The following is a 22,096-nucleotide window of genomic DNA, read 5'->3' on the forward strand; positions in this document are numbered from 1 at the left end:
CCTTCTCCTGCCATGTCCAGATCCAGATTTGTCGGAGCCGTTGAAATCGGCACCTCCCAGGTCACCGTTCTCATCGGCGAAGTCACCGCCGGCCGCGCCCTCCACATCATCGGGTTTGGCGAGGCCTCCTCGTCCGGCATCATCAAAGGCGCCGCGGTTGACTTCCGCCGGGCCAGCGATGCCGTCCACCGCGCCATCTCCGACGCCGAGAGAAACGCCCGCGTCCACATCGACGAAGTCTTCCTCGCCCAGACCGGCAGCCACCTCGACGGCTTCTGCAACGAGGCGACCATCAACGTCAGCGCCGCCGACAACATGGTCAGCCAGATCGATATCGACACCGTCTGCGGCCTCGCCAAGGGCCGGAAACTCCCCGAAGGCCGCGTCGTTGTCCATCATCTCCCCGGCCCCTTCCGCCTCGACGGGCGCCTCACGCCCGACCCCGAGCACCTCAGCGGCCAGCGCCTCGAAGCGCAGTACTGGACGGTCCACGGCGACGAGCGCAAGATCGCCGACCACATCCACATCATCAAGGGCTTCAACCTGCCCGTCACCCAGCTCATCCTCTCCGGCCTGGCGTCCGGCACCGTGCTCACCTCCGCCGAGGACCGGCAAAACGGCGTCCTCGTCATCGACATCGGCGCCGGCGCCACCGACTACATCCTCTATCGCCACGGCTGCGCCCACACCGCCGGTGTCGTCGCCGTCGGCGGTTCCCACGTCACCAACGACCTTTCGCTCGGCCTGCGCGTCACCGAAGGCCAGGCCGACAAGCTGAAACACCTCTACGGCCGCAGCATGGTCGCCGCCCGCGACCGTTCCGACAAGGTCTGGCTCAACGGTGACTTCGGCATCGGCGACCGCGCCTTTCCCCGCCAGACCATCGAACAGATCACCTCGGCGCGCATGTGGGAACTCTTCGAGGTCGTGAAGAAAAAGATCGGCGAGGCCTGCGCCCCCGGGAATCTCCCCGCCGGCATCGTGCTCGCCGGAGGCGCCTCGCAGATGCCTGCCACCGAGGAAGCCGCCGCCCGCGTCTTCGGCGTCAACGCCCGCCTTTGCGAACTGCCCGGCTGGGTCAACGAAAACCTCCGCCATCCGCGTTTCGCCACCGTCCTCGGCCTCCTCAGCTACGGCGGCCAGAGCCTCACCGAAGAAGCCCGCTCGCGCCGCCAGCGCCCCGGCCTCGGCAGCTTCATCAAGAAACTCATCTCCGTGTGAGGATGTTCGAAGTACCCGTTACGATTTTCCACTCACTTCGTATCCACAATCTGACGACCACATCTTTTCATACCCGTGTCCCTGATGTTTTTGATTCTGCACAAAGATCACGAAGAACGCGAAGTTTCCGGAGGCCCGGATCTTTGCGCCCTTTGCGCCCTTTGTGTAAAAATTCGTAAATTGTAATCTTCACCGCCATGTCCGACGCATCCTCTCCCGAAGACCTGCCCCTCCCCCTCCCGGTCGATGACACCGTCCTCTCCGACCGCACCGTCGCGATCAAGGTCGTCGGCGTCGGCGGCGCCGGCTCCAACTGTGTGGACCGCCTGAAAATGGAGAACCTCGAACGGCTCAACATGGCCGTCATCAACACCGATTTTCAGGCGCTCTCCGCCTCGCCCGTCCAGGAAAAAATCCTCATCGGCTCTGCCATCACCCGCGGGCTCGGCGCCGGTGGCGACCCCGAACTCGGCAGCGCCGCCGCCGATCACGACCGCGACAAGATCACCGCCGCCGTCAAGGATTGCGACCTCGTCTTTCTCGTTGCCGGCATGGGCGGCGGCACCGGCAGCGGCGCCGCGCCCACCGTCGCCGAAATTGCCTCCGAGGCCGGCGCTCTCGTCATCGCCTTTGTCACGCAACCCTTCACCTTCGAAGGCGGCCGCCGCGTCAAGCAGGCCGAGGACGGCCTCATTGCCCTGCGCAAGGTCTGCGACGCCGTCATTCCCCTTCCCAACGACATCCTCCTCCAGGAAGCCGCCGAAGGCGAAACCGCGCTCGACTCCTTCGCTCGCGCCGACGAATGGATCGGCCGCGCCGTCAAGTCGCTCTGGTCGATGCTTCACCGCACGGGCCTGATCAATCTCGATTTCGCGACGCTCCGCCAGGCGTTCCACACCCGCGGCGGCAAGACGCTCTTCGGCCTCGCTTCCGGTTCCGGCGAGCAGGCCGTGGTCGATGCCATCGAGGGGCTGAAACTCTGTCCCCTGCTCGCCACCCCCGATTTCGCCCGCAAGGCCGACCGGCTCCTGGTCAACATCGTTGGCGGTACCGACCTCACGCTCCCCAAGGTCAACGACATCATGACTGCCGTCACCGAGCAATTCGGCCGCGACTCGCACATCATCATGGGCGCTGTCATCGACGAGGACATGCAAGGCCGCGTGGACATCGTTGTCATCGGCACGACCGACATCAGCAGCCGCGGCTACACCCCTCGCCGTCCCCGCGCGACTGCCGCCGCGACACCGGCCCGTTCGCCTGCGCCTGCGACCAACACCGAGATCGGCCTGGAACTCCCCTCCGTCCCTGCTCCGGTCACACGCAAGCCCGCGTCCCGCCCCACTCCCGCCACGGAAACGACCGGCCGTTATCAGGAAGAAATGCGCGCCGCCCAGGAAGAACTCCCTCTCGAGGACCTGCCCAACCGTGGCACCTTCGAGCAGACCGACCGCAACCTCTTCGAAGGCCAGGACCTCGACATCCCCACCTACCTGCGCAAAGGCATCAAGATCGTGTTGTAACCGGTAGCGTTTTTCAGGATACAGGAGGAAAACATTGTCCTGTGTGCAAGGAGAACAACTTCCCGCCGTCGCACCAAGCATTCCTGCCAGGTAGGGAGACCAGACAGGCCCCCCCTCGCCTTCCCTTTCCCAATCCAGCCAAAAGACCTTCCGCATATCGCGGGAGGTCTTTTCTTTTCAACCCATATACATCCCTCGTGACATTGATAATGTCACGATCCCCAAAACAAATGCCCATTATTTGCGTAAATATAAAGAGTTGCCTCTTTTGTAAACATATCCCCTTCTGGGTTCTCTAACCCAGAACTTTATGCCTACCATCCCCAAACGAGTCTCGGACCGGCTTGCTGCCGGCATCAGGAAGTTCCAACCCGTATTTCTTGCAGCCAAGAATCGTGATGTAAACGAATCTGACACGGTTGTGATACTCAACGATGTCTTCGCGGAAATCCTTGGTTACGATAAATACTTTGAAGTTACCAGCGAGTTTGCCATTCGTGGCACCTACTGCGACCTCGCCATCAAGCTGGATTCCAAGCTCCAGATTCTGGTTGAAGTCAAGGCGGTGGGCATCGACCTGAAAGATCAGCACGTCAAGCAGGCTGTCGACTATGCTGCCAACCAGGGCGTGGAGTGGGTTATTCTCACCAATGGCATTCAATGGCGCATATATCGGGTCATTTTTGCCAAACCCATCGATCAGGAACTGGTCTGCGAATTCAATTTTCTGGAGCTGAGTCCCAAAAGCGAAGACCAGTTGGGCTTGCTTTACCTCATCACCAAGGAGGGCTGGCTAAAGTCGGTCATGAATGATTTTTACCAACAACGACAGGCTCTGAGCAGGTTTTACATTGGTGCCGTCCTTCTGACCGAACCTGTTCTCAGTGCGATCCGCCGCGAACTCAAACGGGTTTCGCCAGATGTCCGCATCGAAGTTGACCAGATCGAGACCGTTCTGAAACAGGAAGTCATCAAACGTGATGTACTGGAAGGCGACAAACACATCGAAGCCACCCGGACTCTCGCACGCATTGCCAACAGAGCCTTGCGTGCGGCCAAAACAACTACGGCGCCACAACCTTCCCCGGCATCTGCGCCAGAGTCCCCTTCCCCTTCTGCCTCGGCTGTTCCATCGCTGGCATCGCCATAGTCCTTGAGATTGTCGAGGGAGGTAGAGAGAACGAACGAGCTGTGTTGTATCCAATACGAGGTATCCTTTCTTGAAACGATGGCTGAATAAGAGTGATAGAGTTGACCCAATTTCTCTGTTTTCACCTCGCATTCTTCATCAATGGTGAAACGGCATTCACTGCGGCGATGAAATTCTTCGCCTCATGGAAAAACATCCACTGCCGCCTGACGATTCGTGAAACGGCATTCGCTGCGGCAATAGTCTCTGGAAATGTTATAGTAGCTCCTACACCGCCTGACGATTCGTGAAACGGCATTCGCTGCGGCAAGAAAAAGAGTCGTGGTGTTGGCGCGGGTCAGACCCGCCTGACGATTCGTGAAACGGCATTCGCTGCGGCAATGTAACGCCTGGAGCATGGCTTGACCCGAACCCCGCCTGACGATTCGTGAAACGGCATTCGCTGCGGCAATATACGTCTGATTAAAGGTATGGGATTCCCTGTTCCGCCTGACGATTCGTGAAACGGCATTCGCTGCGGCTCTCAGTCAATTCGAATATGATGCGGGGTACTGGCCGCCTGACGATTCGTGAAACGGCATTCGCTGCGGCGCTCCACAAAAGCGATTATCATTTCCCGGTTATACCGCCTGACGATTCGTGAAACGGCATTCGCTGCGGCGTGCCCGGCCATGCGGTTATCGGTCTCGATGGCCTTCCGCCTGACGATTCGTGAAACGGCATTCGCTGCGGCTCGCGGGGAAACGAGTGCGTAGTCGATCGTCACCCGCCTGACGATTCGTGAAACGGCATTCGCTGCGGCGTAGCTGTCGCCGTCTTTCTTGTATTCTTTTTTCCGCCTGACGATTCGTGAAACGGCATTCGCTGCGGCGATCGGACAATCACGCCAGACATTGCCGGTCATGATCCGCCTGACGATTCGTGAAACGGCATTCGCTGCGGCTTGGCGACCTTCAGGCGAGCGTTATTGGCGGCATAGACCGCCTGACGATTCGTGAAACGGCATTCGCTGCGGCAAAAATGGCGAAACCGAAGCCGCCGACGCGATACACCGCCTGACGATTCGTGAAACGGCATTCGCTGCGGCATGTCAATTTTGGTAACACTTCGCCTTGGCACCACCGCCTGACGATTCGTGAAACGGCATTCGCTGCGGCATGTCAATTTTGGTAACACTTCGCCTTGGCACCACCGCCTGACGATTCGTGAAACGGCATTCGCTGCGGCAGCACGTGGGGTTTTTGCTCTCACAAAGTAAATTCCGCCTGACGATTCGTGAAACGGCATTCGCTGCGGCATAGCATCGGCGAGTGTGTCTGACAGTCCTACTCCGCCTGACGATTCGTGAAACGGCATTCGCTGCGGCGGCGAACCCTCGTCAACCGCGACCTCAAGATGGCACACCGCCTGACGATTCGTGAAACGGCATTCGCTGCGGCAACGCATCACGCGCCTCCGGCTCCATTTCCTTGCCCCGCCTGACGATTCGTGAAACGGCATTCGCTGCGGCTCCGCTCACAGGGGCAATCTACGCTCAGGAGATGCCGCCTGACGATTCGTGAAACGGCATTCGCTGCGGCGAAAACGCCCCGAAACACAGTTCCCGAATTCAAATCCGCCTGACGATTCGTGAAACGGCATTCGCTGCGGCAGCACAATTCCGAGAAACGGTTTCAGGATCATACCGCCTGACGATTCGTGAAACGGCATTCGCTGCGGCGCCAGCGTTCCCTGCGATGCTGTTGCGAAATCCCCCCGCCTGACGATTCGTGAAACGGCATTCGCTGCGGCTTGCACTGCGTGGTGAAAGAGTTCAAAGCGTCCACCGCCTGACGATTCGTGAAACGGCATTCGCTGCGGCCCGTGCTCGCACGGTATGCTGAAAAACAACGAATTACATCATCCCGTGCGAGCGTGCCTCGATTTTGAGCCGGGTACGCCTTGTTAGGTCGGCCAGTTCGCCCGAACATCTCCTCTGTAAAAGTGGCCGCGAGCGCCTCCCCAAGAGAAACTCGCTATCCGCAGCACTCGCCGTTTCAAAAAACGTCTCCAGCCCAATGGCGGTAGGATGGATGATCATTGGCCTTAGCCGCATAAAGGTCTGCTGAGTTCGGCCAAAACGTCAATTGTTCTTCATAGAGGTCCGTCTGTTTTCAGCCTCTTCAACACGTGGGTTATGGGTCAGATAATCGTCACTCGCGAGCGCACGGTATAAGGGAGCCCAAGCGTGGCGATGATCAACGTGGCATCGTTGGCTTCGGGGCCAAGCGAAACAAATAACACCTGGTCTTGGTCGGCATTAATCGTGTCGCGCAAATCAGCCTTCGCCTGTTCAAGACGAAGATCGTCCAAAGGACATTCGAAAACCGAGTATTGCAGACGCGTGCCATAGCTCTCCAGCAGCTTGGCCACTTGGCGCAATCGCTTCGGATTGGCGATGTCGTAACACACAAGATAACGGCGGCGGGGATCTGACATCGGAATCAACGGGTGGTGAATCCGTGGTAGCGGAAGGCGTCACCGCGCACATAGCGCCATAGCTGGCGCGCCTGCACTTCAAGCATCCGTCGATAGCTCATCTTGTAACCAAATTCAGGATGGCTGACTTCGCTGTCGAGACGCCGGAACCATGCCTCCCAAAAACGCCGGCGGCCCCGATCATTGAGCGCGGTGCCATTGGCCGACCGGATAAAGTCCCCTTCGTCGAGTTCGCCACGGTTGATGAGATTCAGGGCAACACTGTCGGCGATGAGAGGGCGAAACTCCTCCATCAGATCGAGAGCGAGTGCGGGGCGCCCGTAACGCGGCTGGTGCATGAAGCCGAAAAACGGGTCTAGGCCAACAGCGTGGCAGACGCCGGCAAGTTCCTTGGACAACACGCTGTAACCGAACGAAAGCAGGGCGTTGACCGGGTCGCGCGGCGGGCGGCGATTGCGTCCGGAAAAATCAAAGGCCCAGGCCGCCCGTTCTTTCAGCATGGTGGGAAAATACTGGAAATAGAAATGCGCGGCGATGCCCTCGATGCCGAGGAGTTCGTCGAGCGAAGTCGCCTCACTGGTGGCGTCGCGCAGACGGGCGAGTTCGCGCAAGACGCCCTCCCCGGGCTCGCCGTTACGCATGAGGAGGACGCGCTGGTTATGGATCTTGGCCCGAATCGCCTCGCAGGCGAGACGGAGACGGCCAAAGGGTTCGCGAAACAGGGTGTATTGCCCGAGACGCGCATCCACGCCGGATGCGGGCAGGCCGCGGAGGAGGCCAAGAAAGCGGCCGCTGGGCGCAAAATAGGAGACGTCGATATCCTCCTCAAGGGCGGTCTGCACAGCATGCGCCGTGAGTTGCACGGCTCCGTAAACGTAAATGGCCCGGAGTTGATGAACCGGAAGCTTGCGCAAAACCTCACCCTTGACGGACACGGTAAACTCACCGCCGCTTTGTCCGATCATCGCTCCCGGAGTCTGGACAACCAACAATTCTCCATCGAGCCGCGGGGGACGGGGAGGCTGGCTGGCAAGATCGGGTGGTGGCTCGGTGTCAGGTTCGGAGATTTGGTGAATGGCGGCGGCGTCATCCTCAAAGCCCGGCAACATGGGGGTGTGGCCGGCTCCCCGCGGCGTGCTGCGATGGCGGCACCACCAGGCGGACTCGCGGGGAAGGCAAAGCGCATAGGAGGAACAATGGAGGCAGCGGACGTCAGAGACGAGCGGCGGAGGTATGCGCCCCGAGGTTGCAACGGCGCGGGCCTCTTCGAGGGCGGAACGGGTGCGGGCGTAGAGGGCGTCATCGAGCGGGAAGGTGACACGCCGGCGATCGGCAGCGTAATAGACCGTCGCCATGGGCGCAACGCGCGCACCATCGGCAGCCAGGAGAAGAGCGTAGGCGGCAAGTTGCACGGTGTCGTTTTCCTTGGGAGCGAGCGTGCCGTCGTCGAGGCGGAAGGCGGAACCTTTTTTGTAGTCGACGAGTTCGAGTCCGTCGGGGCCTCCCTCCACGATATCCACCACGCCAACGAGACCGAGTTGGGCGTTTTCCAGGCGAAGGCTGCGTATGTGCGCGCCTTCAGGGAGACCAGTGCGAAGTGCCTCGGCTTTTTCATCATCGTAACGCGTAGGTTTGTCGGCGTGACGATGCACGGCGCTGCCGGCAATGGTGTCGGCATTTTCCTCAAAGAGATTCTCGACCCACTGGAGATAAAAAAGCCGCGGACAGTAGAGATAGTTGTGAAGGCGGCGCACCGGCATCGGCGGCAGCGGATCGCGATCTGCGGGAGTGTTGGAGGATGGAAGGGAACTACAGGTTGCCGGCGCCGATCCGGGACATGAGGTGGAGGTTATATCACGCATGGGGCAGAGGGATTGAGGGGAGACTCAGATGTAATGAAGCAATGGTTACATCGGAATGTCGTCCTCCTCTTCGTTCCTGTTGTTATCTGTTACTGTCTCGTTGAGTCTGGCAACGCGGTTCCATGCACGTTGCTTGACGGAGGCCCAAAGGCCACGCCCGGTGGCGAATTTTTGCGAGACTCCTTCGATCGTGACTCGCTCGAAGTTGGCGACACCGGCGATGTCCACAAACAGGTTGGATACCCGTTCGGGCAACGCATCGGAATCTTCGGGAGAGGCGCCGTTGTTCGGAGTGGAGAGTGTCACCGCCGGAGCTCCTCCAGGCCAGCGGGCTTTCTCGCGCTGAGTGCCGAGACGCAAGCTCAGGATGCGTTTTTTGTTTTCGGCACGGAGCCGGTGATGGATGTCGTGGCGGTCGGGAGCCGCGATGCCCCGGAGGGCGATGTTGATGGCGGCGTTCAGATCGGCCTGCATGGGTGTGGCGTCCCCGAGGGGGACAAACACAGGGCCGCCGGGGAGCGGCGCGAGGAGCGTGCGCCAAGGTTTTCCCGGGACATGCCCGGCGTTGAACCGGTCGAGCCGGTCAAAGAGTCCCCGGACGGCGCGAGCCTCGTCGAGCACCGTCTTTTCGAGTCTTTTTCCGTCTTCCTCGTGGGCCTTGAGGCGGGCGAGGATGCGGCTCCATGGCATCCGGTGACGGTGGTCCGGTGTCAGATGGACGGCCCGGAATCCGGCCGAGCCGTCCCGGGAAGAAAAACGCGATGAGTAGGCCGCCGGGACGGCGAGGACGGGGATGCCGTAGGTCTCGCAGAGCTGACGGAGTTTTTGCACGATCTGGCGATGGCACCACTGCATGAGACGGGTGTTTTCACTACGAGCACGATCCTGCGAGCTGAGATAACGGGAGAGGTTTTCGATGACGACAAAATCAGCGGGCGCACGAAAGCGTTCGTATTCGCCATGGATGTCGCGATGGCGGCGTTCGGCGCGGTCTTTTGAGGGGGCGCGGAGTCGAACACCGAGAGCGGCGGCGAGGATGGCATGCGCGGTTTGGTCAACGCGCTGGTCCCGGAGACGGTTGATCTTTTCGAGGAGCGCGGGACAGGGATCGGCGATTTCCTCGCCCTTGGCGGGGCGTCCGAGCACGGGACGCTCTCCGGGTTTGTGACGCAGGGCACGGTTGAGGGATTGGCAGCGACGACGGAGTTCTTCGATTTGCTCGATACGCTCGTGAGAGATGCCGCGTTGTCCGGCGACAAGACGCTTGGTGTCATCCGTACCGGGATCGCTCTGCGCAAGGATGTGGCAATCCGGGACCTCGACATGGGGCCGCCATTCCCATCGGCGTCCGCGAAGGGGAAGGATCAAGTTGGCGATCTGAACGAAGGATCGCCGGATGATGTCACGCTGGGAAAGGAGGGCTTCGTCGGTGCTTTTGATGGCATCGTCGCGAGCCAAGGGCGGAAGCGGAGAAGGCTTCTCCCCGGCACGCTCGGCATGGATTTCATCAAGGGCCTTGTCCGATTCTGCAAGGTCGCGCAACCGCCAGCTCCGGTTCTGGAGACGGGCAAGACGGGCCTGAGCGCGGCGAAGGGCGACGAGAAGTTTATCGTTTATTTCCGGATACGAATGGCGCCGGGGATCGGCGCCGAGGAGTTCGTCGGGATTTTGGCCAAGGCGAAGGATGATATTGCGGGCGTCTTCCCATTCGAGAAGAGACGCGTTTCGCCCGCGTTCACCATAGGGTTCCTGAACGAGTTTTCCCCGGACAAAGAGCCGGGCATCCTCCCCGGGCAGGCGGATCATGCGAGCGTCGGCAAGGCTGGCATACCAGGTGCGTCCGTCGGCCTCACCAATGATGCGGTGGACCGGCTTGGCCGGTTTTTGCGCAGTGACGTTGAGAAGAGCGAGCGCCCCGGCATCGCGCGTGCCGAGATCCACGCCGAGTACGGTGAAGTGATCGCGGTCCTGGTGCCAAGGTATGTGGGTTTTCCCCTTGGCGGTTTTTACAGCACCGTCGGCGGGCCATCGGAGAGCGAATGGATCTTCGCGGGAGCCGAAGAACTGGTTTTGCCAGCGACCGGCGTTGCCCAGTTGTTCGACAAGAGCGGCTGGTTCGAGGGTGACAGGAAGATTGAGGAGGATGCGACGCTCACCGGAAAGGGTGACGTCGGGCATGAGGAAGACCGGCATGCCTGTGAGGTCTTGCGGAAGCGTCGGGAGAGGGGCGAGGGCTTCCATCATGGGCTGGAGCCAAGGGACGGCTTCCAGGGCTTCGTTGCCGTCGGTGTCAGGTCGGCGGAGTCCGTCACGAAGAAGGCGGGGAGCGGAGTAATGGATGCGGACGTGGGTTGCCCGCCAGCGGTTCCCGTCCGCCGCGTTACGGGCGGCGATTTCGGTGGTAAAGGTGTTGTGGCCGCGCTCCGTCTGCCCGGGTTCGTGGCGATTGGCGGAGCGGGAGCCGGCCCCGAATTTGCTGACGGCATTGAAATCGTATTGCCTTCTTGAATACTCAGGATCGGCCGGAGTGAGTTTGACTGGAGCCTTGAGGGCGTCGATGTCTTCCTGGAGTTCGGCTTCTTGCACAAGGGCGGCGAGCGGATCGTCGGCAAAACCGGCATCGGCCCATTGGCGGGCGGTTTCGACGTCAGGAGCCTGCCAGATGGGCCAGTATTTCGGGTTTTGGATGAGTTCGTTGAAGAGTTGGACGCTGCCGATGGTGGTGGAGTTGTCGGTCTGGAACTGGCGGAGTTCGCCGGCTAGTTTTTCTTTCAACTCGCTGGAAAAGACCGTGCCAGCGGGGGCATGGCCGCGCCAGATGCGGCGCAGCTCGCGGAAACCGCGAATGGTGCGGCGTTGGAGACCATAGGAGACGGCTTCGCCATCGGTGAGTGCGGTGTCGACCTTGATATTCTGGAGAAGTTCGCGGAGGAGGGGGATGCGGAGATCGTTTGCGAGAATGGGGGGCGGTTCGGCTTCGCCGGTCGTGTATTTTACCGGAATCTTGGCGAGCCGTCCGTGCATGTAGTCGAAATCAGTTTCAAGTTCCGCACATTCTTTTTGGCGTTCTTTCGTCTTTTCCTCGATCTGGTTGATGACCGTGAGGGCATATTTGAACGCTGCGATGTCGAATGACTTCCAGGTGGGATGGATGTTATCACCGCCATGCCAGCAGGGGAGACTGGTGAATGCGCGAAAAACAAAACTGCGTTTGCCACGGGCTATCCGCACCGGATCGGCTGCGGACGCCGCAGGTAAAGGAACGCCGGCGGGAGGAGGTGTTTCAGCGTTCTTGGGCGGCGGGGTGGCGGAACGGAGAAGGCCAAGCGTAAAGGAGGAACGCTCCAGGTGACGGAATAGCAGAAGGGCGAAAAGACGGGCCTGAACTTCGCCTTTCGCACTGCTGCCGACGTAGCCCTGAAGGTTAAGGCGAGAATCGTCGTCCGGAATTTTTTTGAGGGAACTGGCAAGGCGATCGAAGTCAGCAGCCGATTCGGGAAGACGGACGCGCCAGAGGGTGATCGCCTGCTCAAGACGGGCGCGTGCCTTGGGGCCGGTGAGTTGAGGAGTTCTGGTGTCGGGGGTAGCAATCGAATAAGTGTCGAACGAGCCAAGGGCAGGACTGTCGTGAGTAATCGCCGGATCGTGGAGAACTTGCGGAAGGAGGAGGCGGTGTTGTTCACGCCGGAGCATGGCCGGATCTCCCGCGAAGTTGGCAGTGGAGTCAGGATCGCAGAATTTGGGCCAGTAGGAACGACCTTCCTGCTGGATAGCGCCCGCGCCGTCACAAGCCTTGAGCAATTGCATGAGTGCAGCGTCCAAAGTTGCGCGGTCGGTTGGGTTGCCCGCAAGAATGGAGCGGAAAACTTCGTCAAGGGTGGGAGCGTTATTGCCCGGCGTGATATAAGGTGCAACGGCTTGACTGAGACCTGTGCGCTGACGTCCTTGGCGGCGGAAACTTCCCCAGACATGGTAAGGGCTTTGGGGATTATCCATCTGGCTGATCAGCGGGCCAAGTACGGGATTGTTTTTGTCGGCGAGTGCGAGCAGGGCGACGAGATAGTAGTTGATGGCAGCTTGGAAAAGTTCGTGGTGCTGCCAGAGAACTTCGTCGCCTCCTGCGGCAGGCATCCATTCGACATTACCTTTCGCTAAGGCCGTTCCTGTTTCGACGGCCGCCACGCGGCCTTGATAGATGCGATTGAGGGACATTCGGAGTAAGGATGATTTATATTATTGATGGATGGTAACTTCAGGCAATGATCACCCATTGACAGGCAACCCATCTGCTTTGTTTGCGTGCCGAAAGATGGCGGTGTGGGCGTAGTAGCGCATGAGGGAAACGCGGAACGTTCTTTGTTTGAGCGCATTTCGATCCTGAATCAACAAAACTAATTATCGTCGATGTATAGCAAATTCCCCGACATAACGTTACCGGCGCCTCCGAAAATCTCCGCCGGAAACCGCTCCCCTACCCTGCCCGCCTGCGCAGCAGGTTCTTGGGGCAATCGATCTTGCGGAACAGGTCGGCAACATCCACACCGAGAGCATCGGCAAGGGCCACGGCTTCGTAGTCCAAGACGTAGCGGTCGTCATTCTCGATTCGACCGGATAGCAGAGCGGTCCAGCTGGACGCCCCTCACAGCCAATCGCCCGGCCATGTTCTCCAGCGTTACTTTGGGCTCCTGACTCATGCGAATTCGGCGCACGTTCACACCAACGACATTCCGACCTTTAACGGGTGCAGTCTTTTTCATTTATCGCAGTCGCTCAAAGTCATTTCTGACCATACAACTGTGTAATCGGAACACGCAGTGCTGCAGCAAGTTCCAGAACTTCAAAATCCAAAACGACGCGTTGACGGTTTTCAATTTTCGAGAGTGTGGACTTGCTCAAAAAGAGCCCTCGTACTTCCAGCCTCGCTGCGAGATCATCCAGCGTAACCACCGGATTACACGCATAACGGATTCGCTGCATGTTTTGGCCGATGATGTTACGGCCCTTGAGTTTCGTATGAGCAGGAAGTTTCAAGTTTCCAAAAAAGAAACTTGACGATAATGGACCAAGATGGCGTTTTGTTTCCGCATTAGAAACTAATTACGACCTGCACATACCTGCCATGCCACCCTACTCCTTCAACAACGCCTCATAGGAGCAGCCGATGGCTTTCCGGATGCGGCGGAGGGTCGTGATCAGGATCGTGATCTGGCCGGCCTCGATTTTCTGGATCGTGCGGGTCGCAAGGTCGGCCTTTTCGGCAAGACGCTCCTGCGTGAGGTCAGCGACCTCCCGTTCGTGGCGGATGTTCGCGCCGACTGTTCGCAGCCACTGCTTCTGAGGATCTGGATTACCGGTTTTTGACACGCCTCATTGGGGCGCATTTTTTCCTTGCACAACACGACCTATCAGGTCGTTTTTCAAAACACGACCCATTGGGTCGTGAAACTCCACCCGAACCGTCTCCTCATTGCCATGACTCCCCTCCGTCACCCTTCCCGCCCCCATGCCTTCACCCTGATCGAACTGCTGGCCGTCATCGCCATCATCGGCCTGCTGGCCGCGATCCTCATCCCTGTCACTGGCAAGGTCCGCATGGTCGCCCGCAAGGGCCGGGCCATCTCCGACCTCCGCCAGGTGGGCGTGGCCATCCTGCAATACGCCAATGAACGCAAGGACCAGCGCGTACCCGGCGCCGGTCCCCTCGGCATCACCGTCAACTACACCCGCACCAACTCCGATCCCAAAAAAGTTACTCTCGGTGCGGGTCTCGCCCCCTACCTCGGCAACCGCGATCCCGACACCCTCGGCAGCAGCGAAAAAGCCCTCACCCCCCAACTCGTCTGCCCCGGCGTCGAACAACAGTTTCCCGACCTCGTCACCAGCCCTCCACCTCATTATGTCCAGAACTTCACCCTGAAGACGAGGTACACCAACGGCGTCCAGAACGCCCGCGTTCTCGGCACCGAAGCCGATCCGGAAAACCGGCCTCCCGTTGCGCTTCACGAACTCGAAACCCTCGGCGGCCCCGCCCGCGTCTGGGTTCTCACCAATCTCGACCTGTCACTGCACACGGACAACGCGGCGTTCAGCGACAGCAACCTCACGTCATCCGGCTGGTACACGAAGGGGCGCATCCCCGAAACCCCTGTCTGGGGCAACGCCCGCCTCCGGCTCTATCTCGACGCCCACGTCGCCTCCGTTCCCCGCGACGCCGACCCCTGACACGCCATCCGCCGCCATTCCTGTTTTCCCGTCCAACCCGCACCCGCATTCCGCGTTTTCCTGCCTCCCTCTTTTCTCCCATGCCAAACTCCCGACTCCCTCAACGCTTCCGAAGCCCTGCGCTCCGGAGCTTTCTGCCTACGCTCGCCCTTCTCCTGCTCGCGCCCTTCGCCCTCCGGGCCGCGACGGACGGAGACGCCGCCTCGCTCCCGCTGCCCAATCCGGGCTTCGAATCCGGCCTCGACGGCTGGATCGTCAACGAAGGCGCCGCACCCATGAGTGCCGCCATCCCCGAAGCCGCCCGCACCGGGAAACTCGGCCTGCGCGTGACCGACAACTCCGACACCGCCGGCTCCTCCGTCGCTGCGCCCCGCTTCCCTGTCGAACCCGGACGCGCTTACCGCCTCACGGTCCACGCGCGGCTCATTTCCGGCGACGGCGTCGGCGTGTATTTGCGATTCTTCGACGCGAAAGGAAAACACCTCAACCCTTGGCCCAAGGCCAGCGACAGCGCTGCCATCCAGAGCCGCACATGGCGCGCCGTCACCGTGACCGCGGCTCCGCCCGCCGGCGCCGTCTCGCTGGATGCATGGATACACACCTACGCCGGCTCGAAGGTCACGGTCGATTTCGACGATCTTTCCATCGAGTCGTTCGTCCCCCGCATCGAGCCGCCGTGGCCCTCCGTCTACAAGATTAACCCGGCCGATCCCGCGGATGCGGCCCGGCTCACCGCCGCCGACGTGGTCGGTCCCGACGGACTGGTGTATCCGAACTGGAAACACGTCGGCATCCCCGGAGGCATTCCCGATCCCGCCCGCCTGCCCGTCGTCGTCGGCCCGGAAACGTTCGCCGGCCTCGCCGGCCGCGACGTCGCCCCGCTTCTCAACGACGCCGTGCGCCGCGCCGCCGCGCAAGGCGGCGGGGTCGTCGCGGTGCCTGCCGGCACGTTTTTGCTCGAAAGCCCCGTCATCATCCGCGACTCCGGCGTCGTCATCCGCGGAGCCGGCCGCGACCGCACCCGGTTCGTTTACCAGGAGCACATCCCCTTCGGCACGCTCCGGCTTTATTGCTGGAACCCGAACGGGAAAACCGGCCCCGACAGTTTCTGGGAAATCCAGACCAACCCGAAAAACCTGACGCTGCTCCGCATCACCGCCGGCGATGCCGTGCTGGCGGAACACATCCGCAAAGATCACTGGGGAAACCGCTTCTCCGCCCGCCTGCGCGGCTCCGCGATCCTCGGCAAACTGGGTCCCGGCCGGCACCGGATCGAGGCAGAGGCGGGTTACTCCACCGGCGAACGTTTCCGCGACACCTTCGAAATCGAGGTCGCCGCCACGCCGCAACCCGGCGACACATGGGCCGACCAGCACGGGGCGTTCATCATCGCCGGAGCCGGTTTGCAGGGCTCGCGCCTGCCGCTGGTCGCCACCGCCCGGCGCGGCGACAACCGCCTGCGTCTCGCCCCCGGCCACGGCCTGAAACCCGGCGACCGCATCATGATCGAGGCGCCCGCCACGGACCGCTGGAACAGGCTCACCGGCAACGTCACCCCGTGGGGAACGTATCGCATCAACCATTACGAAATCACCGCCGTGCAGGACGAACCGGCCGCGGCCGGTCGCGCCGCCGTTTCCGCGTTGAGCATCGATGCGCCGCTGCGTCTGGAGTTTCCTGTCGAGGACGGTTCGTATGTGCAACGCATCGGCACCGTGGAACGCTCCGGGTTCGAAGGTTTCACGGTCGAGCAAAAGGTGTTTACGACCGAGCTCGTCGGCCCGCGCATCAAACACACGCTCTGGTATCCGATGGAGGATCTGTGGGCCGACGGCATCACCTTCGCTTATGGCTGGCACTGCCGGGTGCGCGATGTGCGCATCGTCAACTCGGGCCGCAATCCGCTTTATCTGACGCGCTCGCGCCAGTGCGAGGTGCGCGATATCGAGGTCGACGGCGCCATCTTCAAGGGCGGTGGCGGCACCGGCTACGTGGGTTTCGAACGCTCCTTCGACTGTCTGATGGACGGCGTGCTCACGCGCGGCATGCGCCACGCGCCCGACGTGCAATGGGGCGCCGCCGGCAACGTCGTCCGCAACGGCCGCTTCATCGGCAGCGATGGCCAGTGGCATGCCGGCTGGACCAACGAAAACCTCTACGAAAACAACGTCATCGAGCAAACCGCCGCCGACCGCGCCAACGGCGCTTACGGCCATGCCTTTTTCGCTTCCGGTCCCGCCAGCACCTCGCACGGTCCACAGGGACCGCGCAATGTCGTTTACAACAACGATGTCTCCGCACCTCTCGACGGCGTGCACATGGTCGGTGGCAACGAAGCCTGGCTGATCCTGCACAACCGCTTCCGGCTCGGGCAGGGTTATGCGGTTTACGGCCGGGAGAAGAGCTTCGACCACACGATCCGCGGCAATGTCTTCATCATGGAGAAACCGGCTCCCGTCGCGATCTTCTTCGGATCGGCGGACTGCACCGGCATCGACGTCGTCGACAACCGTTTTTACGGCCCCGTGAAAACCGTCGCCGGCTTCGCCGGCGGGCTCGGCCGGTTCTCTTTCGTATCCGGTAACTCGCTACATCCGTACCCTCCCTCCGCCGACGGCAACAGCGGCTCGCTGCCTGCCCGTCCGCAACCGGCAGTGCCTTCGATCTTCGAGTGGCAGCGTGCGCGGCACTGACCCCGCACGCCTCCCGCTCCTTCGCATCCCCCGTCCAACCACCACACACACCCAGCCATGAAAATCCGCTCCCTCCGCTCCATCGCCGGGACCGCGCTCGCGGTCCTTTCCTCCGCCGTCGCGCTTCCCGCGGCGACGCTTCTGCACGAGTTCACCTTCAACGACCCGGCCAACGGCGCCTCGACCGCGTCCACCGGCACGCTGGGCGGCTCGGCCTCGATGACCAACTACGTCGAGGCGGGCAGCAGCAACCGTGTTTCCGCCGACCTGCACAGCGCCGACAGCCTCGGCGTTTCCGGCAAGGCCGGCGACTACGCCTTCAACAACACCACGGCCACCCGCATGGGCGGCAGCGGCGCCATCAACGGCAGCGGCGCCGGCTACGGAGGCGTGGCGATTCTGACCAACGGAGCCGCCTCTCTCAACGGCATGAACTCGTTCACGATTGCAGGCTGGTACAACACCGCCGGCGACACCGCCCCCGGCAACTATGCCCGCCTCATCGAAATCGGCTCCGCCGGCGTCTGGTTCCAGACCGGAGCCGGCCTGCAACTCTCGGCCTCGATTGGCGGTTCGGCAGGGTCCAAGCTGGCAAGCGCGGACACCCGTCTTTTCCAGGCCAATACATGGACGTTTTTCGCCTTCACCTATGACGGCGACACCGGACTGGTCTCGCTGTATGCGGGAACCAGGGATTCGGGGCAGCTCGAATTCATCGACAGCGTCGCCCTCGCCAATCGGGGCGTTGTCAGCACCGTGACCAACCAGAGCCTGTCCCTCGGCAACAGCGGGGGCAACGACCAGCAACGCCCGTTCCAGGGCCTGCTCGACAACTTCCGCCTCTGGGGCGAAACGACCGGCTCCGGCGGCGCGCTGACGCAGCAACAACTCCAGCAGATCATGACCGCCGACATCACGGGCCCGGCCATCCCGGAACCGGCCGCGGCGGCAGTACTGTCCGGAACTCTTTTGCTGGCTCTCGCCCTCACTCTCCGGCGCCGGCAGGCGTGACCGTCGGGCGGTGCCCGTCATTGCCCCGGACACTCGGTCCTGCGAACCAGTCGCCCGTGATGAGCACCGCCCGCGCGTACTCCGGCACGCCGAATACACTGCGGTTGATCTGGTCGATCACCAGGTGTGTCGCCGCCTGCCCCGCCTCGAAGTTGTTTTGCCGGATGCCGGCCCGCTGTTCCCACCCCGTATCAAGATCCAGATGCGCCACCCCGATATCGTCCGGCACCCGCCATCCCGCGTCGCGCAAGAACTCCACCGGCTCGTCTTCCGAGATCAACAACGCGTCCGGTTTGTAACGATCCAGCCAACACAGGAATTCGTCACGTCGCCACTCCCGCACGAAGAACGGCGGAGGCATCGCCGCCTTCTTTCTCCCTGATGCCGGCACGGCCAGCCCTGCCTGGCTCATCCATCCCGTGTAGGCGGAGAGCGCCTTGTAGTTGGAACGCTCCGCCCAGACGGTCCGCAACATCACGAATCCGATCCGCCGGTAGCCCAGACCCGAGAGCCTCGTCATCGCCAGCCACGCGTTGTTGTAGTGGTCGGCCGACGAGTAGTGCGTTTTCAGATGGTCCGAGGGGTTGCCCATCGCCGCGAATGCGTACCGCGCCCACCCTTCCTCCGCCGCCGCCCACTCCGGCACCACGCCGCCCAGAAAGACCACCCCCGGTACCTTTCGTGCCCGCAGGCTGGCGAACAAACGCCGGGGAGAGTTGTCGAAATCCTCCCAGATAAATTTTTCGCACAGGAATCCTTCCTCCTCACACGCGGCCTGCACTCCGGCAAGAAACTCCTTGTTCGTCGAGTGGCGTCGCAAATGCCCGGTCGCCTTGTGCGGCATGAAACAGCCGAGGATCGCCCGAATCTGCCTCTGCGATGTCCGGCGCCGGTGCCGGCTCATCATCGATGCAAACACGGGATTGGGCACGTAGCCGCTCCGTTCCGCGATTGCGCGGATACGTTGGCGGGTTTCCTCCGATACATTGGGACGGTTGCGCAGCGCAAAACTCACCGTGGCAAGGCTCACTCCGGCCTCGCGCGCGATCTGGCGGTACGTGGATGTATTCACGGGCATGGGGATTCAAAACCAGAGGAGGAGCCACGAGTAAACTTGTTTACTTATAAAAGCTTTGTCCCCTCTGCCCGTGCCACCTTCTTATCGGGCACCCAACCATTCCACCCTGATGCACTCTCCCCCGCAAACGCTCCCCCCACCCCAAACCTGCCCGACCAGCCGCCCACTGCATCGGCACAGTGCCTTCACACTCATCGAACTGCTGGCCGTCATCGCCATCATCGGCGTCCTGGCGGCGCTTGCCTTCACCGGACTCCGGGCCGCACGCGTGAGCGCGTGGCGGACGGAGAGCAAATCCAACCTCCGCCAGATCGGCCTCGCCGTCGCCCTCTATGCGCAGGACAACCGCGACCTGCTCCCGGAAGTCGAGCCCGACAGCGACACATCCCGCTACTGGTGGAGTCATGTCTCTCCCTATCTCACGGGCAGGGAAAAGTCGGATACATGGAGCGAATTCACCCGCATCCCCACGCTTCGCAGCACCTGGCAATCGCGCAAGATCGCCGGCCACACGGGCAAGGCCTGGCTGGACAGGGGACCCTCCTACGGGATGAACGGGCGCCTCGGGCCGGCCATAGCCTACCCGTCGGGCCTTGACCGGCGGGTGCGCCTGGCCTCCGTCCCGCTTCCCTCGCGGACACTGCTTTGCTCGGAGTCCGGCTTCAACTCGCAGACTCCACTCGCTACCCTGACGCCCAACTACCTGCGCAGTTCCGCCTGCGAACCGAAGGGCGGCACCCTGGTTTACAACGGCGGCGCCATCGCCGGAGTCAGCCACCTGCTCTGGCTGGACGGACACGTAACGGCCACCAGCGACATCGAGGCGTATGTAACGGGTAACTACAGTCCTGGCGGAGCGGAAAACGTATGGAACCGGGGTTTCTAGCCCCTGCGCGCGCCACCGCTCCCGCCTTCATCAAAGACATTCCCATGACCACAACCGCCCGCCAGTTCCGCCTGCCAGCCCGGCTTCCCCGTTTCTCCGGGCTCCTGCTGACCGGATTTTTGTTGATTGCCCGCATGTTCCCCCTGCCGCTCGCCGCCGACATCGCCGCCGCCGGTCCGCTTCCCGCCGACATCGCCGCATGGGACGAAACCGAAAAAGCCCGTCAACGCGAAGCCGGACAGGCCTTGCGGGAACAGATCGCGGCCGCCGCCTCGTCCGGACAAAAGGAACTGCGTATCCCGACCGGCCACTACCGCTTCGCCGAAGCCGTCAGGGCGGGATGGGGCGGCCCCTCGCATCTGCCGCTCACCGGGTTGCGCGACATCACTCTCGATTTCCTGGGCTCCACCCTCTGGTTCGAAACCGAAGCGGGCGGCATCGCGATGTTTGGCGGGCGCAACGTGACCCTGAAAAATGTGTTCCTGGACTGGGACCCGCTGCCGTTCACGCAAGGCCGGATCACCGCGCTCAACCCGAAGGCGGGCACATTCGACGTGCGGCTCGACCCCGGTTACGAACGCGAACGCACCAGCCCCGGCATGGCCGGCATCGACGGCGACATCCACTGGCGCGGCGTGGTCTTCGATCCCGACACCCGGGAACTGAAACCGGGCGTGATCGGGTTTTCGGTCGGCTTTTACTGGGAAAACCGCCTGCCCGGCGGCGACTATCGGGTAAAATTTCGCGGCTTCCACGACGTGCCACTGTCAAAAAGCGGCCTGGCCGAGGGCGACCTGATCGCCATCCTTTCCCGGATGGGCCGGGCCGTCCGGCTCGACGGCGCGGTCGATTGCGTAATTGAAAATGTGATACTGTATGCCAGCCCCTTCGTCTGCTTCTCGCAAAACACGGGCAGCAACACGGTCTTCCGGCGCTGCGGCATCGTGCGCCGGCCCGACACCAACCGGCTCCTCGCCGGCAACGCCGACGGCATCAACTGCGGCAACATGGACCAGGGGCCCCTCATCGAAGACTGCCGCATCGAAACCATCGGGGACGATTTTGTGAATCTGCACGGCCACTTCGCCCGCGTGCTCTGGCAGGAGAATCCGACAACGCTCCTCACCAGCCAGATGAACAACCGCCGGAATTTTACCGGGCCGGTGACAGTGGAATTTTTTGACCGCGCCACAATGGCGCCGCGAGGCAGCCGGCGGATCCTGGAGGCGTCGGTGAGTTCGTGGACGCCCGAACGCGAACGCTGCCTGGCCGACCTCGATCACAAGTGGCATTCGGGACAGGCGGCGGGGCTGGCTTACGGGAAACGGGTTCCCGTGCATCGGCTCACCCTTGATTCTCCCATCGAACTCACCGGCGATGTGATCGCGTGCGTGGAGGCGTTTTCCACGGCGGGAGGCGTGATCCGCAATAACGATTTCCGGGGCTCGCTGGCGCGCGGCATCCTCCTGCACAGCCCGCGCACCCGCATCGAAAACAACCGCATCTCCATCGTCATGAATAACGGCATCGCAATGATCAGCGAAGCCGCCTACTGGGGCGAAGGCCCCTATGTCCATGATGTCGTTGTCACCGGAAACACCCTTGAAGACATCTGCATCGGCCAGGACCGCGGCGCGGACCGGGCGGCGGTACTCATCAGGCAGGGCAGCTATCGCGAACACCGTATCCAGAAAAACATCCGGGTGGAAAACAACACGCTGCGCCGCGCCGGCGGCCCGGCCATCGTCGCGCGAGGCGCGGAGAACCTCGCCATAACCGGCAACGTCATCGACGGCTACCGCCTGGCCAGGCCGACTGTCGAGACGGCGGCGCGGCCGGCCGGAGCGGATCACGCCATCGCCCTGGAATCCGTGCGCGGCCTGGTGCTGCGTGACAACCGCATCGGCAATCCCGGCCCCCTTGCCAAAGGCGAACTGCTGAAAATCGATACCGAAGAATGACGTATTTCCCG

At 61.9% G+C, this 22,096-nt stretch carries 15 protein-coding genes and 1 CRISPR repeat array; of the genes, 8 read left to right on the plus strand and 7 right to left on the minus strand.

Features of this window, described 5'->3' with window-relative positions:
* Window positions 1-12 precede the first annotated feature (12 nt).
* From OPIT5_03595 to OPIT5_03605, 3 genes are all read left to right on the plus strand, one after another.
* Window positions 13-1,221, plus strand: coding sequence for a cell division protein FtsA (locus OPIT5_03595; GenBank protein AHF89491.1), 1,209 nt, complete (start codon window positions 13-15; stop codon window positions 1,219-1,221).
* A gap of 224 nt (window positions 1,222-1,445) precedes the next feature.
* A complete protein-coding gene (locus OPIT5_03600) occupies window positions 1,446-2,744 on the plus strand; it encodes a cell division protein FtsZ (protein ID AHF89492.1) in 1,299 nt (432 codons plus the stop codon).
* A gap of 310 nt (window positions 2,745-3,054) precedes the next feature.
* On the plus strand, window positions 3,055-3,894 hold the full coding sequence (locus tag OPIT5_03605; protein AHF89493.1) for a Restriction endonuclease, type I, EcoRI, R subunit/Type III: 840 nt from the start codon (window positions 3,055-3,057) through the stop codon (window positions 3,892-3,894).
* Window positions 3,895-4,024: 130 nt separating this feature from the next.
* Window positions 4,025-5,755: a CRISPR direct-repeat array (repeat unit 36 nt; unit sequence CCGCCTGACGATTCGTGAAACGGCATTCGCTGCGGC).
* A 33-nt stretch (window positions 5,756-5,788) separates the two neighbouring features.
* Here the strand turns inward: OPIT5_03605 and OPIT5_03610 are convergent.
* The 6 genes from OPIT5_03610 to OPIT5_03635 all read right to left on the minus strand — a co-directional run bounded on the left by OPIT5_03610 (window position 5,789) and on the right by OPIT5_03635 (window position 13,598).
* The gene (locus tag OPIT5_03610; GenBank protein ID AHF94009.1) at window positions 5,789-5,989 is read right to left on the minus strand and encodes a hypothetical protein; all 201 of its coding nucleotides are present in this window, start codon (window positions 5,987-5,989) and stop codon (window positions 5,789-5,791) included.
* Between the two features lie 86 nt (window positions 5,990-6,075).
* On the minus strand, window positions 6,076-6,372 hold the full coding sequence (locus tag OPIT5_03615) for a CRISPR-associated protein Cas2 (GenBank protein AHF89494.1): 297 nt from the start codon (window positions 6,370-6,372) through the stop codon (window positions 6,076-6,078).
* A 5-nt stretch (window positions 6,373-6,377) separates the two neighbouring features.
* Window positions 6,378-8,132 carry a CRISPR-associated protein Cas4 gene (locus tag OPIT5_03620; GenBank protein ID AHF89495.1) on the minus strand — a complete coding sequence of 585 codons (1,755 nt, stop codon included), beginning with the start codon at window positions 8,130-8,132 and terminating at the stop codon, window positions 6,378-6,380.
* 147 nt (window positions 8,133-8,279) lie between these two features.
* A complete protein-coding gene (locus tag OPIT5_03625; GenBank protein ID AHF94010.1) occupies window positions 8,280-12,446 on the minus strand; it encodes a hypothetical protein in 4,167 nt (1,388 codons plus the stop codon).
* A gap of 259 nt (window positions 12,447-12,705) precedes the next feature.
* Entirely contained in the window at window positions 12,706-12,813 is a 108-nt protein-coding gene (locus tag OPIT5_03630; GenBank protein ID AHF94011.1) for a hypothetical protein, read from the minus strand.
* A gap of 548 nt (window positions 12,814-13,361) precedes the next feature.
* The gene (locus OPIT5_03635; protein ID AHF89496.1) at window positions 13,362-13,598 is read right to left on the minus strand and encodes a transcriptional regulator; all 237 of its coding nucleotides are present in this window, start codon (window positions 13,596-13,598) and stop codon (window positions 13,362-13,364) included.
* Window positions 13,599-13,604: 6 nt separating this feature from the next.
* On the opposite strand from OPIT5_03635, the gene OPIT5_03640 reads away from it, so the two are divergent.
* From OPIT5_03640 to OPIT5_03650, 3 genes are all read left to right on the plus strand, one after another.
* A complete protein-coding gene (locus tag OPIT5_03640) occupies window positions 13,605-14,456 on the plus strand; it encodes an N-terminal cleavage protein (protein ID AHF89497.1) in 852 nt (283 codons plus the stop codon).
* 80 nt (window positions 14,457-14,536) lie between these two features.
* Window positions 14,537-17,149, plus strand: coding sequence for an endopolygalacturonase (locus OPIT5_03645; GenBank protein ID AHF89498.1), 2,613 nt, complete (start codon window positions 14,537-14,539; stop codon window positions 17,147-17,149).
* Between the two features lie 57 nt (window positions 17,150-17,206).
* On the plus strand, window positions 17,207-18,160 hold the full coding sequence (locus OPIT5_03650) for an anchor protein (GenBank protein AHF89499.1): 954 nt from the start codon (window positions 17,207-17,209) through the stop codon (window positions 18,158-18,160).
* Here OPIT5_03650 and OPIT5_03655 read toward each other — a convergent pair.
* Complete coding sequence (locus OPIT5_03655; protein AHF89500.1) at window positions 18,135-19,238, minus strand: LacI family transcriptional regulator; 1,104 nt, start codon at window positions 19,236-19,238, stop codon at window positions 18,135-18,137. The two genes, OPIT5_03650 and OPIT5_03655, sit on opposite strands and share 26 nt — an antisense overlap.
* 109 nt (window positions 19,239-19,347) lie before the next feature.
* Between OPIT5_03655 and OPIT5_03660 the strand changes: the two genes are divergently transcribed.
* Both OPIT5_03660 and OPIT5_03665 read left to right on the plus strand, forming a co-directional pair.
* On the plus strand, window positions 19,348-20,124 hold the full coding sequence (locus tag OPIT5_03660) for an N-terminal cleavage protein (GenBank protein AHF89501.1): 777 nt from the start codon (window positions 19,348-19,350) through the stop codon (window positions 20,122-20,124).
* Window positions 20,106-22,085 (plus strand): alpha-galactosidase, encoded by a 1,980-nt coding sequence (locus OPIT5_03665; GenBank protein ID AHF89502.1) that lies wholly within the window; start codon window positions 20,106-20,108, stop codon window positions 22,083-22,085. Before OPIT5_03660 ends, OPIT5_03665 begins: the two co-directional genes overlap by 19 nt.
* The last annotated feature ends 11 nt before the right edge of the window (window positions 22,086-22,096 follow it).

This window comes from Opitutaceae bacterium TAV5 (assembly GCA_000242935.3).
In the GTDB taxonomy this organism is placed as follows: Bacteria; Verrucomicrobiota; Verrucomicrobiia; order Opitutales; family Opitutaceae; genus Geminisphaera.